Genomic DNA, 13,343 nt, shown 5'->3' on the forward strand with positions numbered 1-13,343 from the left:
GCGCCCATGGTTGAGTCGTCTCCGGCAGCGGTTGACAGCCCGCTGATCGTCAAGCGCCACACCACGGCGTCACGCAGGCAGGTGTGGGATGTCGTCGCCGATGGGTGGACGTACTCGCAGTGGGTCGTCGGCAACACGCGGATGCGCGCCGTCGCACCCAACTGGCCCGCACCGGGCAGCAAGATTCACCACACGATCGGTGTCTGGCCCCTGGTGGTCAACGACGAGACCGTGGTCGAGTCGTGCACGCCTCTCGAGGAGCTGGTGTTGCTGGCCAGGGTGCGGCCGTTCGGCGGTGCGCGGATCACCCTGCGGCTGGCTGACATCCATGACGGCACGCGGATCGAGATGGCCGAGGTGCCGGTGGGCGGGCCACTCAACTGGGTGCCACGTCGGCTGTCCCTACTGCTGGTGTACCCGCGCAATCGGGAGTGCGTCGAGCGGTTGGCGGCACTGGCCGAACGCCGGGAAGCGCCGTAATGAGCCCGCTCAGCGCGGATGCCGTGGTGATCGGTGCGGGCCACCACGGCCTTGTCGCCGCAGCCATGCTCGCCGACGCGGGCTGGGATGTGCTGGTGCTCGAGGTGCAATCCGAGCCCGGTGGCGCGGTCAAGAGTGCCGAGCTCTTTCCCGGCTACGTCAGCGATCTCTACAGCGCGTTCTATCCGCTGTCGGTGGCGTCGCCGGCGTTGCGCGCACTGCACTTGGAAGACCACGGCCTGCGGTGGAGCCGCGCGCCTGCGGTGGTGGGACATCCGCATTCGGCAGCGGACGAGGACGCCCCGGTCATTTATCGCGACATCGACCGCACTGCAGCGGAATTGGATCGCCGTCACCGCGGTGACGGGCATAACTGGTGTGCCCTGTTCGAGCAGTGGGAGCAGGTCCGCGAGCCGCTGCTGCAGGCGTTGTTCGCGCCGTTTCCGCCGATCCGTGGGTTGCTTGGGATGTTGCGCCGGCTGGGTACCGCCGACGCGCTGCGGCTTGCGCACCTGTTGCTGTTGCCGGCAGGTGTCATGGCCGAGCGGTTGTTCGGCGGCGCCGCGGCACGACTGTTGTTGCTGGGCAACGCGATGCATGCCGACGTGCCGATCGACGCGCCCGGCAGCGGGGTCATGGGTTATCTGCTGATCATGATGGCGCAGGACGGTGGGTGGCCCGTGCCGGTCGGCGGTGCGGGACAGTTGACCGCGGCGCTCGTGCGGCGAGCCACGGCCGCGGGCGTCCAGATCGAGTGCGGGCGTGAGGTGGACGGCATCGCGGTACGCGGTGGCCGCGCGATCGGGGTGCGAACGACCGACGGAACCACGGTGCGGGTGCGACGTGCCGTCATCGCCGACACCTCGGCGCCCAGGCTCTACCGCGACCTGCTCCCCGCGGACGCGGTGCCCGCTTCGGTGCTCGACAGCATGCGTCATTTCGACTGGGATACACCGGTTTTGAAGGTCAATTACGCGCTCGACGCGCCGGTGCCGTGGCGGTCGAAGAACCTCAACGAGGTCGGCACCGTGCACCTCGGCGCCGACCATGACGGCCTCGTCCGCTGGATGGCCGATCTGCACACCGCCACACTTCCGCGGCAGCCGTTCATGCTCTTCGGGCAGATGACCACCGCCGACCCCAGCCGTTCCCCGGCGGGCACCGAAAGCGCCTGGGCGTACACACATCTGCCGCGTGGTGTCACCGACGACGCGTCGGCTGACCGGGTCGCCGAGTCGGTCGGCCGGGTGCTGGAGGAGCACGCACCCGGATTCACCGATCGCGTGATCGGAACCATGGTGCAGCGGCCCTCGGACCTGCAGAGCGGCGACGAGAACCTGCACGGCGGAGCGGTCAACGGTGGGACGTCACAGCTCTACCAACAGTTGATCTTCCGGCCCGCACCGGGATTCGGCCGGGCGCAGACACCGGTCGAGAACGTCTACCTGGGCAGCGCTGGCGCGACGCCAGGCGGCGGTGTGCACGGCGCGTGTGGGCGTAACGCGGCCAGGGCCGCGCTGGGCGGTGACGGTGTGTTGGGCTGGCCGCAGCGGCGGCTCAACAAGGCCGTCGTCTCGCTACTGACGGATTAGCCTTGAGGGGGCTCACTCCTGGAACCGGTAGCCCATTCCCGCCTCGGTCAACAGATGCACGGGGTGCGACGGATCGTCTTCGAGCTTGCGCCGCAACTGCGCGAGGTAGACCCGCAGATAGTGGGTTTCCTTGGCGTAGGCCGGGCCCCACACCTCTTTGAGCAGCTCCTCGCGGCCCACCAGCTTGCCGCGGTTGCGCACCAGCATTTCCAGCATCCCCCATTCGGTGGGGGTCAAGTGGACCTCGGCGTCGTTCTTGGTGACCTTCTTGGCGGCGAGGTCGACGGTGAACGACGATGTCTCGATCACCGGCTGGTCGGCGTCGGCGACGGCGGCCCGGCGTACCGCGGCCCGCAACCGTGCCAGAAACTCGTCCATGCCAAAGGGTTTGGTGACGTAGTCGTCGGCTCCCGCGTCGAGCGCTTCGACCTTGTCGGAGGAATCGGTGCGGGCCGAGAGCACGATCACCGGCGCGGACAGCCAGCCGCGCAGCCCGGCGAGCACCTCGATGCCGGACATGTCGGGCAACCCGAGGTCGAGCACGATGACGTCGGGGCGATGGTCGGCAGCACTGCGCAGTGCTTCCGCTCCGCTGGCCGCACAGGTGACCTCGTAGCCGCGCACCGAGAGGTTGATGCGCAGGGCCCGCAGGATCTGCGGCTCGTCGTCGATCACCAGCACCCTGGTCTTGGCTACGCCCATGCCCGGTCCGCCTCCGGCTCCTCACTCAAACTCATGCCCCGATCCGCCTCCGGTTTTTCCCTGACCCTCACGGCGCAGCCAAGTCGATCTCGACGGTCAGTCCGCCGCCGGGAGTGTCGGTGGCCGAGATGGTGCCGCCCATCGCCTCGACGAACCCGCGGGCCACCGACAGGCCGAGTCCGACGCCGGTGCTGTTGTCGTGGTCGCCGAGGCGTTGGAACGGCGCGAACAGGGCGGTGTCGGTTCCCCGTGGCACACCGGGGCCTTCGTCGATGACCGCGATCAGCACGCGGTCGGCAACGCGTCCTGCGGTCACCCGGATCGGGCCGTCAGGCGCGTAGCGCAGCGCGTTGTCGATCAAGTTGGCCAGCACCCGCTCCAGCAATCCGCCGTCGGCCATCGCCACCGAATCGTCCACTTCGACCTTCACCCGGTCCAGCCCTTGCCGCCCGAATCCTGTGGTGCCCCTGCTGATTCCGATCAGGGCGCGTTGCACGGCCTCCTCCAGATATACCGGACGCAACTCAGGCCGCACCACGCCGGCGGCCAGTCGCGACGAGTCCAGCAGGTTGCCCACCAACGCGGTCAATGCGTCGACGGACTCCTCGACCGTGGCCAGCAGTTCGGCGGTGTCGTCCTCGGAGAAATCGACGTCGTCGCTGCGCAGGCTGGACACGGCGGCTTTGGCGGCAGCCAACGGGGTGCGCAGATCATGACTGACGGCCGAGAGCAGGGAGCGACGCAGTTCGTCGGCCTGCGCGATGGCGTTGGCCTTGCCTGCGGCCTCGCTCAGTTCCCGCTGCCGCACCAGCCCCGCGGCTTGCATCGCGACGGCGCCGAGCACCCGGCGGTCGCGGGCAGGCAGCTGGCGCCCGGACATCAGCAGCCAGAACTCGTCGTCGCCGACTTCGATGGCGGTGTCGGCCGAATCCACGTGCACACACGGATCTTCGCCCACACACGCCACGATGCCCGTGCCTTCGCGCAGCAGGCTCACTGCGCGTTGGCTGTAGGTCTCCCTGACGCGTTCCAGCAACGTGTCCAGGTCCGCGCCGCGCAGCACCGATCCGGCGAACAGCGCCAGCAGCTCGGCTTCCCGCGAGGCCCACTTGGCCTCTCTGGCTCGTTTCGCGGCGCCGTCGACCAAGGCCGCGACCGCCACGGCGACCGCGAGCAGCACCACGACGGTGATGGCGCTGTTGGGATCGGCGATGGTAAAGGTGTGCCGCGGCGCCACCAGGAAGTAGTTCAGCAGCAGGCCCGAGAGCACCGCAGACACTGCCGCGGGTGCGACACCGCCGAGCAGCGCCACGACGAGGACGCCGACGAAGAACAGTGCGCTCTCACCGCCGACCCCGAGGTACGGGTCGAGCAGATACACCGTCACCGTGCAGATCGCCGACGGAACCACCACGGCGGCAAGCCACGACGCGAGATGCCGGTGCTCGGACTCCAGCCGCGCGCCGCGTCTGGCGTGCTCGTGGGTCACCATGTGCACGTCGATCTTGCCGGATTGTTGCACCACCGCCGCGCCGATGCCCTCGTCGAACAGTCGGGCCCAGCGGGATCGCCGCGACGTACCGAGCACCAGCTGGGTGGCGTTGCGTTCGCGGGCGAAATCCAGCAGGGCCGTGGGGACGTCGTCGCCGACGACGGTGTGCACCGTGGCACCGAGGCTGGCGGCCAGCTCCCGCACCTTGCCCATATGCGCGGCCGATACACCCGAGAGCCCGTCGCCGCGGACCACGTGAACCACCATCAGCTCAGCGCTGGATCTCGACGCGATCCGCGTTGCGCGGCGTACGAGGGTCTCTGATTCCGGGCCACCGGTCACGGCCACCACGACCCGCTCGCGGGCCTCCCAGGTATCGGTGATCTTGTTGTCGGCGCGGTACTTGGCCAACGCCGCGTCCACCTGGTCGGCCAGCCACAGCAGGGCCAATTCCCGCAGGGCCGTGAGGTTTCCGCGCCGGAAATAGTTCGACAGTGCCGCGTCGATACGTTCCGGTGCGTACACGTTGCCGTGAGAAAGCCTGCGCTGCAACGCCTCCGGGGTGATGTCGACCAGCTCGATCTGATCGGCGGCCCGCACCACCTCATCGGGCACCTTCTCCTGCTGCTCGATACCGGTGATCCCGCTGACGACGTCGTTGAGGCTTTCGAGGTGCTGCACGTTCACCGTCGAGACCACGGTGATGCCCGCGGCGAGCAGCTCCTCGACGTCCTGCCAGCGTTTCGCGTTCTTGCTGCCGGGCGTGTTGGTGTGGGCGAGCTCGTCGACCAGCACCACCTGCGGGTTGCGGGCCAACACCGCCGGCACATCGAGTTCCGGGAAGCGGCTGCCCCGGTACTCGACGTAGTGCGGCGGGATCATCTCGATTCCCTCGAGCAGCTCGGCTGTCTTGGCGCGACCGTGGGTTTCGACCACGGCGGCCACCACGTCGGTGCCGCGTTCGAGCCGTCGGTGCGCCTCACCGAGCATGGCGTAGGTTTTGCCCACGCCGGGAGCTGCGCCCAGATAGATGCGCAGTTCACCTCGCTTAGGGGCAGTGGCCGTCATCAACCCATCATCCACCCAGGTGGTCGAGAGCGATATTGAGCTCGAGCACGTTGACCCGAGGTTCACCGATGAAGCCCAGGGTTCGGCCGTCGGTGTGCTCGGCGACCAACTGGCGGACCACGTCGGGATTCAGGTTGCGGGCCTTGGCCACCCGGTTCACCTGCAGCTCCGCGTACGCGGGGGAGATGTTCGGATCCAGCCCACTGCCGCTGGCGGTCACCGCATCGGCGGGCACCGCGGCGGTCGCCGCACCGGGGATCGGGACGATCTGCCCGATGCTGTAATCGTCACCGGGCTTCGCACACCCCACGCGGACGCCCTCGTAGCTGGCCAGGAACGGAACGGCCGGGCACGGTTGGTTGACGCTGACCACCTGGGTGGGGTGCACGACGTTGCCGTGCGGATCGCGTGGGCCGATCACCGCCAGCACCGCGCCGACGCCGTCGCCGGTGCAGAACGGACGCGTGCCGGTGGTGCCGTCGAGCTTGGCCACATCGAGGCTGCGGGTGCACACCTGGGTCAGCAGGCTGGGCTTGTCCGGTGTGTCGATGACGCTTTCCGGCCCAAGGTTGCTCGCACCCGAGGCCATCGGGTCGTAGCCGTCGCCTGCCGCCGACGGGCGGGACTGGAAGTACCGGGCCAGCGGCTTGCCGTCGGAGTCGGTGAACGACTGTCCGATCAGGCTGCTGCCCACCGGTTTTCCGGCGACCTCGACGATCGAGCCGTCGGCTTTGTGGGAGAGACCCGGCACCTGCGCCACCAGCCAGATGAACAGCGGATAGCCGATGCCCAGGATGACGGTCAGGATGAGCAGCGCCCGTAGCGCGGCGAGATGCTGGCGGACCAGGTTTGAGATTTGCATGGTTTACGACATTCCAGGGAGAAGTTGGACAACGAGGTCGATGAGCTTGATCCCGATGAACGGGGCGACGATACCGCCGAGGCCATACAGATACAGGTTGCGGCTCAACAGTTTCGACGCACTGCTCGGGGTGTAACGGACACCCTTGAGCGCCAGGGGGATCAGCGCGATGATCACGATGGCGTTGAAGATCACCGCGGACAGGATGGCCGACTGGGGGCTGTGCAGCCGCATGATGTTCAGCAGGTCCAGGCCGGGGAACAGGGCGACGAACATGGCCGGGATGATCGCGAAGTACTTGGCGATATCGTTGGCGATCGAGAACGTGGTCAGTGCGCCGCGAGTGATCAGCAACTGCTTGCCGATCTCCACGATCTCGATGAGCTTGGTCGGGTCGGAGTCGAGATCGACCATGTTGCCGGCCTCTTTGGCCGCCGAGGTACCGGTGTTCATCGCCACGCCCACGTCGGCCTGGGCCAGTGCGGGGGCGTCGTTGGTACCGTCGCCGGTCATAGCGACGAGCCGGCCGCCGGCCTGCTCCTTCTTGATCAGCGCCAGCTTGTCCTCAGGGGTGGCCTCGGCGAGAAAGTCGTCGACACCTGCCTCATCGGCAATGGCCTTGGCGGTCAACGGATTGTCGCCGGTGATCATCACCGTGCGGATGCCCATCTTGCGCATCTCGTCGAACCGGTCGCGCATGCCCTGCTTGACGACGTCCTTGAGATGAATGACCCCGAGCACCTCCGCCTTGCCGCAGGCACCGGCCACCTGACCGACGACCAACGGGGTGCCACCGGCACCGGAGATGCCGTCGACGATCGCGCCCAACTCCTCTGGCACCGTGCCACCTTCGGAGCGCACCCACTCGGCGACCGCGCTGGCGGCACCCTTGCGCAGCTTGTGCCCGTCCAGGTCGACGCCGGACATCCGTGTGGTGGCGCTGAATTCGATCCAGTGTGCGTGTGTGAGTTCGCCAGGCGTGCGGGCGCGCAGGCCGTGATGCTGCTTGGCGAACACCACGATCGAGCGGCCCTCGGGGGTCTCGTCGGCCAGGCTGGAGAGCTGCGCGGCGTCGGCCAGCTGCTCGGCCGATACACCGGTCAGCGGCACGAACTCGGAGGCCTGCCGGTTGCCCAGGGTGATGGTGCCGGTCTTGTCGAGCAGCAGGGTGTTGACGTCTCCGGCGGCCTCGACGGCCCGGCCGGACATGGCCAGCACGTTGCGCTGCACCAGTCGGTCCATGCCTGCGATGCCGATGGCGGACAGCAGCGCGCCGATGGTCGTCGGGATCAGGCACACCAGCAGCGCCACCATCACGATGCCGCTGACGCCGTTTGCGGTGAGCGACAGGCTGTCCGGGACGCCCGGGTTGTTGGCCTTGGAGTAGATGGCCAGCGGCTGCAGGGTGGCGACGGCGAACACGAAGATGACCGTCAGGGCGGCCAGCAGGATGTTCAGCGCGATCTCGTTGGGCGTCTTCTGCCGGTTCGCACCTTCGACGAGCGCGATCATGCGGTCGATGAAGCTCTCCCCGGGCTTCTGGGTGATCTTCACGACGATGCGGTCCGACAGCACCGTGGTGCCACCGGTCACCGCGGAGCGGTCGCCACCGGATTCCCGGATGACCGGGGCGGATTCGCCGGTGATGGCCGATTCGTCCACCGAGGCAATGCCTTCCACCACGTCGCCGTCACCGGGGATGACCTGGCCGGCTTCGACCACCACGATGTCACCGAGCTTGAGCTGCGGTGCGGGTACCGACTCTTCGGCACCAGATTCGGTGAGCCTGCGAGCCATGGTGTCGGCCTTGGTCTTTCGCAGTGATTCGGCCTGTGCCTTGCCGCGACCTTCGGCGACCGCCTCGGCCAGGTTGGCGAACACCACGGTCAGCCACAGCCAGCCGACGATGAGCCAACCGAACCAGGTCGGGTCGACGATGGCCAGCACTGTGCTCCAGACAGCGCCGAGCTCGACGATGAACATCACCGGGTTGCGCCACAGCGTGCGGGGGTCGAGCTTGCGCAGCGCGTCGGGCACCGATCGCCACAGCATCGCCGGGTCGATCAAACCGGTCGGCACGGATTTGGATTTGGGTTGGTGGGAAACCGCGCGTTCGGCGGTGGGGGTAGACATCAGTGGATTCCTTCGGCGAGGGGTCCGAGTGCGAGCATGGGCAGGAAGGTGAGGGCGACCAGGATCACCGTGACGCCCACGACCATTCCGACGAACTGCGGACGGTGGGTCGGCAGGGTTCCGATCGACTCGGGTGTGGTGCCTTGGGCGGCAAGGGATCCTGCCAGTGCCAGCACGAGCACGATGGGCAGGAACCGGCCGAACACCATCGCCAGGCCCAGCGCGGTGTTGTACCACTCGGTGTTGACGCTGATGCCGGCGAACGCCGAGCCGTTGTTGTTGGCCGCGGAGGTGAAGGCGTAGAGCACCTCACTCAGGCCGTGCGGTCCGGTGTTGAGCATCCCGGCACGTTGGCCCGGCATCGCCATGGCCACCGCGGTGCCGGTCAGCACGATCAGCGGCGTGACCAGGAAATAGCTTGCCGCCAGCTTGATTTCGCGCGGCGTGATCTTCTTTCCCAGGTATTCCGGGGTCCGTCCGACCATCAGCCCGGCGACGAACACGGTGATGATCGCGAGGATCAGCATGCCGTAGAGGCCCGATCCGACACCGCCCGGCGCGACCTCGCCGAGCTGCATGTTGAACATCGTCATCATGCCGCCGAGGCTCGTGTAGGAGTCGTGGAACGAGTCGACTGCACCGGTGGAGGTCAGCGTGGTCGCCGAGGCGAAGACCGCTGAATCAGCCACGCCGAAGCGCTGTTCGACGCCTTCCATGGCACTTCCGACCGCGCTGGGCACGGTGCCGTGATGCTGCAGCTGGAACCACATCATGAAGCTGGTGCTCAGCAGGGCGATGACGCCCATCACCGCCGCGATCGCGTAGCCCTGCTTGCGGCTGTCGACCATCTGACCGAAGGTGCGCGGCAACGAGAACGGGATCAGCAGGATCAGGAAGATCTCGAACCAGTTGGTCCAGGTGGTCGGGTTCTCGAACGGATGTGCCGAGTTGGCGTTGTAGAAGCCGCCGCCGTTGGTGCCCAGCTCTTTGATGGCCTCCTGGCTGGCGACCGGTCCGCCGGGGATGGTCTGTTGCGCGCCGCTGAGCGTGGTGACCAGCTGGTCGTGCAACGCGAAGTTCTGGATGGCGCCGCCCGCGATGAGCACGATGGCACCGATGATCGAAATGGGCAGCAGGATACGGATACTGCCGCGGACCAGGTCGGCCCAGAAGTTGCCGAGGTCGCCGGTGTGGCGACGTGCGAACCCGCGGACCAGGGCCACTGCGACGGCCATGCCGACCGCGGCGGAGACGAAGTTCTGCACCGCCAGGCCGGCCATCTGCACCAGGTGGCCTTGGGTGGTTTCGCCCGAGTAGGCCTGCCAGTTGGTGTTGGTGACGAAGCTGACGGCGGTGTTCCAGGCCAGCGCGGGGGTCATCGGAGTGGCCGGATCATGAAGGTGCAGCGGCAGTTTGCCCTGAACCAGCTGGAAGATGAACAGGAACAGGATGCTGACGGCCGAGAACGCGAGCACGCTGCGGGCATAGGAGCCCCAGGTCTGCTCGGATCGGGGGTCGGCCCCGATCACGCGGTAGATCAACCGTTCGGCACGAGAATCCTTGTCGCCGGTGTAGACGCGGAACATGTAGTCACCCAACGGCACATGCACCAGCACGATCACCGCGACGAGCAATGCGAGGAACAGGATCCCCGCGGTGGTGGCAGTCACTAGAACCTCTCGGGGAAGAGCAGGGCGGCGAACACGAAGACGGCGATGAGCACCGCCAGGATCAGGCCGATGATGTTTTCGTAGCTCACAGTCGTTCGACCAACCTCTGCACCAGGCCGAGCACGGCGAAGATCGCCACCGTCAGCACGATGTAAATCAGGACAGACATGCTGTCTCCGTTCGAAGACACGTTCACAGGCCTCCGACTTTCGGGGCCTGCCCCAGGATCTGCCCGGTTTTCGGTCGGTTGGCGGGCCGTTGACGGTTTCTTTACGCCGGCGTCGCGCTCCTTTACGGTCTCCTTCCGCCCGCCTGCGTCAGGAGCGCCGTAGCCGTCAAAATGGCGCCAATTGGGCTGGTCGCTGCGTCCTGGGGGCATCTGATCAGGTCGTTTACACCCATGGGCCCGTTCGTCAGCGCGGCGTCAAAGTTTCGGTCTGAACCGTCAAGAGACCGCAAAATCACTGGTCACGTGGTATGCGGCGGAGCGATCGTGGAACCAGGCGCCCAATGACATCCAGTCGGGCGCGGTGGTGAAGAGGTTGCAGTGACACTTTCGACGGTCGTCATGTCCGTGTTCTCGTCCGCCCTGCCCGCGTCAGTGGCCAGGCGACATTCTGCAACGCTGCCCTCGACGGAACCCGAAGCGGTGCGCGGCTGCGCGAGCACTCAGCGCTCCTTGGGCACGGTCGAGCTGGCGCTTCCGGCGTCGGCACTCGCCGACAGCGCGGTCGCGCGGTGGGCCCGGGACTGCGGCGTGACGGTGGGTGTGCGCACCAGCCGGGAACTGGGGATCGCCCTCGCGGCCGATATCGCACCCATCCGGATGACGGTCCACGCCGGTGGGTTGAACGCCAACGAATTACTCTTCTGCACAGTCAATCTCGGCGTCGGAAGAATCGTCGTCGACTCCCTCTCTCAGATCGAGCAGCTTGCGTCGGCCAAGGGACGCACGCAGCGAGTGTTGGTCGCGGTGACTCGCCGTGGTACAGGCGTCGGATTCGGCTTCGACACCCATGAGGCCACGGATGCGTACAGCGCTGTATTGCGTTGCCCACGACTGGATCTGGTGGGCTTGTACAGCGAGATCGAACCCGACGAGCATCATTTCGTCAGCCATCCTGCCGCCATCGGCGACATGCTCGCTGAGATGACGCAGATTCGCCGCGATCACGGTGTGGTGCTGACCCGGATCGGGTTGGGCGGGCACGGTTTCACCTTCGGCGACGGTGTCGGTGATCTCGCCGACGTGGCGACCTCGGTCGACGAGACGCTCGACGACGCGTGCGCGACCCTGCGGTTCCCGCGGCCCGTCGTCACCGTGTTGGCCGAGCCGGCCAACCGCATGCCGCTGGCCAGTTAGTCGGCGGCGAGACGGCCGTGCAGGGCGCTGCGCGCGGAGGTGTTGATGCCCTGCACGGCCCTCGGCAGGTCAGGGGAGTCGAGGGGGAGCACCTTCGGGTCGACCAGGCGGTGGCGCTTGCCCCGGTGTGTCACCGTGGCTGTGTTTGCAGCTTCGACGAACGCCATCACCGGGGTGCGGTAGCTGGTGCCTGACTTGCGGCCCACATGCTCGATGACCGCCATGTAGGGCAGGTACGGTGCCCACATCCGCTGGATCGGGTTGGTCACGTACTTGTTGAACCGGGCGAGTGCGCGCATGGCTCGTGGGCCTAGTATCGATGAAATCTGTTCTGCGGCTGTGGCAATTACGTTGGCCGGCTTGTTCGCCATGCTTGCCCCACCCTCGTGCCCCGAGGGTTATTGAAACATGTGCGTCGGTGCGGGTCGGAGCTTCTTGGCATGGTGTTCACTTGCGCGGCGTCAAGAATTTTGGCTCTTGTGACGGATCTGTGGGTGGTTGGTGGCGCCTAAATGGCCGGACGCCGTTCTCGGTCTAGGTTTTTGGCTTGTCGAAGGTCAAAAACGCATAGAGCGGAGAACGGCGTGCGGAATGCCAGCTTATGGCGTGCGGTGTTGTGCGTCCAGGACACGGTAATCGAAGATGTCGCGTTCGATGAGGCCGCGCAGGTGGTGGTGGTCCATGTGCGGCCCCGTCGAGCAGTCCGGGGGCGGTGCGGAGCCTGCGGTGCGCGGGCCGGGCGGTATGACCGCGGTCAGGGCCGACGGCGCTGGCGCACCCTGGACCTGGGCACCGTCGAGGTGTTCCTGGAAACAGACGTTCGGCGGGTCAACTGTGCTACCCACGGGCCGACGGTGTGTCAGGTCCCGTGGGCCCGCCACGGCGCCGGGCACACTCGCGTATTCGATGCGCAGGTGGCCTGGTTGGCGACCCACTGTTCCAAACGAGCGATCACCGAGCTGATGCGGATCGCTTGGCGCACAGTGGGGTCGATCATCGCGCGGGTGTGGGCCGACACCGCCTCGGGCATCGATGCGTTCGCCGACCTGACCCGCATCGGGATCGACGAGATCTCCTACAAACGCCACCACAAGTACTTGACCGTCGTGGTCGACCATGACAGCGGACGGCTGGTGTGGGCCAGCCCCGGCCGCGATAAGGCGACCGTGAACGCCTTCTTCGATGCTCTGGAAGCCTCCGCTGCCGGTCGGTGCGCTCAGATCACCCGTGTCAGCGCTGATGGGGCCGAATGGATCGCCGACGTAGTCGCCGAGCGCTGCCCTGAGGCGATCCGCTGCGCAGATCCGTTTCACGTCGTCAGCTGGGCCAATGAAGCACTCGATGAGGTGCGTCGCCAGGCGTGGAACGCCGCCCGCCGAGCTGGCCACACACAGCGCCATGGATGGGTCGCTGGCCGGCGGGTCACCGTGGCGACCGGAGCGGCGAAAGCGTTGAAGCGCACCAGGTTTGCGCTGTGGAAGAACCCGGAGAACCTTAGCGAGCGGCAACGGGCGAAACTGGAATGGATCGCCAAAACCGACCCCCGGCTCTACCGTGCCTACCTGCTCAAGGAAGCCCTCCGTACGATCTTCAAACTGCTGGTGGAGCAGGCCGCCGAAGCACTCGACAAATGGGTTGCCTGGGCGCGGCGCTGTCGCCTCGAATCATTCGTCCTGCTGCAACAACGCATCACCCGCCACCGTAGGCAGATCCTCGCCTCCATCGAACACGGACTCTCCAACGGGCTCCTCGAATCAGCGAACACCAAAATCCGACTCCTGACCCGCATGGCCTTCGGCTTCGCCACCCCCGAACCCATCGCCCTCGCCATGCTCACCCTCGGAGGGCACCGACCAGCCCTACCCGGCCGCCACTGACCCACAGATGCGTCACAAGAGCCAGAATTTTGACGGCCTGCCACTGATGCTGTGGGTCATGCCTGACCTGCGTGATCGGGGCCAAGATGTGCCCGGGTACCGTG

12 protein-coding genes are annotated in these 13,343 nt (G+C 66.8%); 4 read left to right on the forward strand and 8 right to left on the reverse strand.

Features of this window, described 5'->3' with window-relative positions; translation table 11 throughout:
• Positions 1-6: 6 nt before the first annotated feature.
• Positions 7-480 carry an SRPBCC family protein gene (locus BST13_RS09455; protein ID WP_083162963.1) on the forward strand — a complete coding sequence of 158 codons (474 nt, stop codon included), beginning with the start codon at positions 7-9 and terminating at the stop codon, positions 478-480.
• Positions 480-2,072, forward strand: a complete 1,593-nt coding sequence (locus BST13_RS09460; RefSeq protein WP_083162965.1) for a phytoene desaturase family protein — start codon at positions 480-482, stop codon at positions 2,070-2,072. Before BST13_RS09455 ends, BST13_RS09460 begins: the two co-directional genes overlap by 1 nt.
• Positions 2,073-2,084: 12 nt before the next feature.
• Here the strand turns inward: BST13_RS09460 and BST13_RS09465 are convergent, their stop codons facing one another.
• The 7 genes from BST13_RS09465 to BST13_RS39440 form a co-directional block, all read right to left on the reverse strand.
• Positions 2,085-2,774 (reverse strand): response regulator, encoded by a 690-nt coding sequence (locus BST13_RS09465; RefSeq protein WP_029370719.1) that lies wholly within the window; start codon positions 2,772-2,774, stop codon positions 2,085-2,087.
• 67 nt (positions 2,775-2,841) lie between these two features.
• Positions 2,842-5,334, reverse strand: a complete 2,493-nt coding sequence (locus tag BST13_RS09470; RefSeq protein WP_095533471.1) for a sensor histidine kinase — start codon at positions 5,332-5,334, stop codon at positions 2,842-2,844.
• Between the two features lie 7 nt (positions 5,335-5,341).
• A complete protein-coding gene (locus BST13_RS09475) occupies positions 5,342-6,196 on the reverse strand; it encodes a potassium-transporting ATPase subunit C (protein ID WP_083162969.1) in 855 nt (284 codons plus the stop codon).
• 3 nt (positions 6,197-6,199) lie between these two features.
• Entirely contained in the window at positions 6,200-8,329 is a 2,130-nt protein-coding gene (gene kdpB, locus BST13_RS09480) for a potassium-transporting ATPase subunit KdpB (protein WP_083162971.1), read from the reverse strand.
• Positions 8,329-9,999, reverse strand: coding sequence for a potassium-transporting ATPase subunit KdpA (kdpA, locus tag BST13_RS09485; protein ID WP_083162973.1), 1,671 nt, complete (start codon positions 9,997-9,999; stop codon positions 8,329-8,331). Before kdpA ends, kdpB begins: the two co-directional genes overlap by 1 nt.
• Entirely contained in the window at positions 9,999-10,088 is a 90-nt protein-coding gene (locus BST13_RS09490) for a potassium-transporting ATPase subunit F (protein ID WP_083162975.1), read from the reverse strand. Before BST13_RS09490 ends, kdpA begins: the two co-directional genes overlap by 1 nt.
• Positions 10,085-10,189: a potassium-transporting ATPase gene (locus BST13_RS39440; protein ID WP_211296054.1), complete on the reverse strand. Its 105-nt coding sequence runs from the start codon at positions 10,187-10,189 to the stop codon at positions 10,085-10,087. Before BST13_RS39440 ends, BST13_RS09490 begins: the two co-directional genes overlap by 4 nt.
• 357 nt (positions 10,190-10,546) lie before the next feature.
• Between BST13_RS39440 and BST13_RS09495 the strand changes: the two genes are divergently transcribed.
• Positions 10,547-11,362, forward strand: a complete 816-nt coding sequence (locus BST13_RS09495; protein WP_245839471.1) for a type III PLP-dependent enzyme domain-containing protein — start codon at positions 10,547-10,549, stop codon at positions 11,360-11,362.
• On the opposite strand, the gene BST13_RS09500 is transcribed toward BST13_RS09495, so the two are convergent.
• Entirely contained in the window at positions 11,359-11,661 is a 303-nt protein-coding gene (locus BST13_RS09500) for a PNPOx family protein (protein WP_095533472.1), read from the reverse strand. The genes BST13_RS09495 and BST13_RS09500 overlap by 4 nt on opposite strands.
• A gap of 285 nt (positions 11,662-11,946) precedes the next feature.
• Here BST13_RS09500 and BST13_RS09505 point away from each other — a divergent pair, with 285 nt between their 5' ends.
• On the forward strand, positions 11,947-13,239 hold the full coding sequence (locus tag BST13_RS09505) for an ISL3 family transposase (protein ID WP_083162991.1): 1,293 nt from the start codon (positions 11,947-11,949) through the stop codon (positions 13,237-13,239).
• Positions 13,240-13,343 lie beyond the last annotated feature (104 nt).

The sequence above is a fragment of the Mycobacterium aquaticum genome (genome assembly GCF_002086485.1).
Lineage (GTDB): Bacteria > Actinomycetota > Actinomycetes > Mycobacteriales > Mycobacteriaceae > Mycobacterium > Mycobacterium aquaticum.

Coding starts and splice junctions, on each gene's coding strand:
- BST13_RS09455 (WP_083162963.1), top strand. CDS start 7: ATGGTTGAGTCGTCTCCGGCAGCGGTTGACAGCCCGCTGATCGTCAAG.
- BST13_RS09460 (WP_083162965.1), top strand. CDS start 480: ATGAGCCCGCTCAGCGCGGATGCCGTGGTGATCGGTGCGGGCCACCAC.
- BST13_RS09465 (WP_029370719.1), bottom strand. CDS start 2,774: ATGGGCGTAGCCAAGACCAGGGTGCTGGTGATCGACGACGAGCCGCAG.
- BST13_RS09470 (WP_095533471.1), bottom strand. CDS start 5,334: ATGACGGCCACTGCCCCTAAGCGAGGTGAACTGCGCATCTATCTGGGC.
- BST13_RS09475 (WP_083162969.1), bottom strand. CDS start 6,196: ATGCAAATCTCAAACCTGGTCCGCCAGCATCTCGCCGCGCTACGGGCG.
- kdpB (WP_083162971.1), bottom strand. CDS start 8,329: ATGTCTACCCCCACCGCCGAACGCGCGGTTTCCCACCAACCCAAATCC.
- BST13_RS09500 (WP_095533472.1), bottom strand. CDS start 11,661: ATGCGCGCACTCGCCCGGTTCAACAAGTACGTGACCAACCCGATCCAG.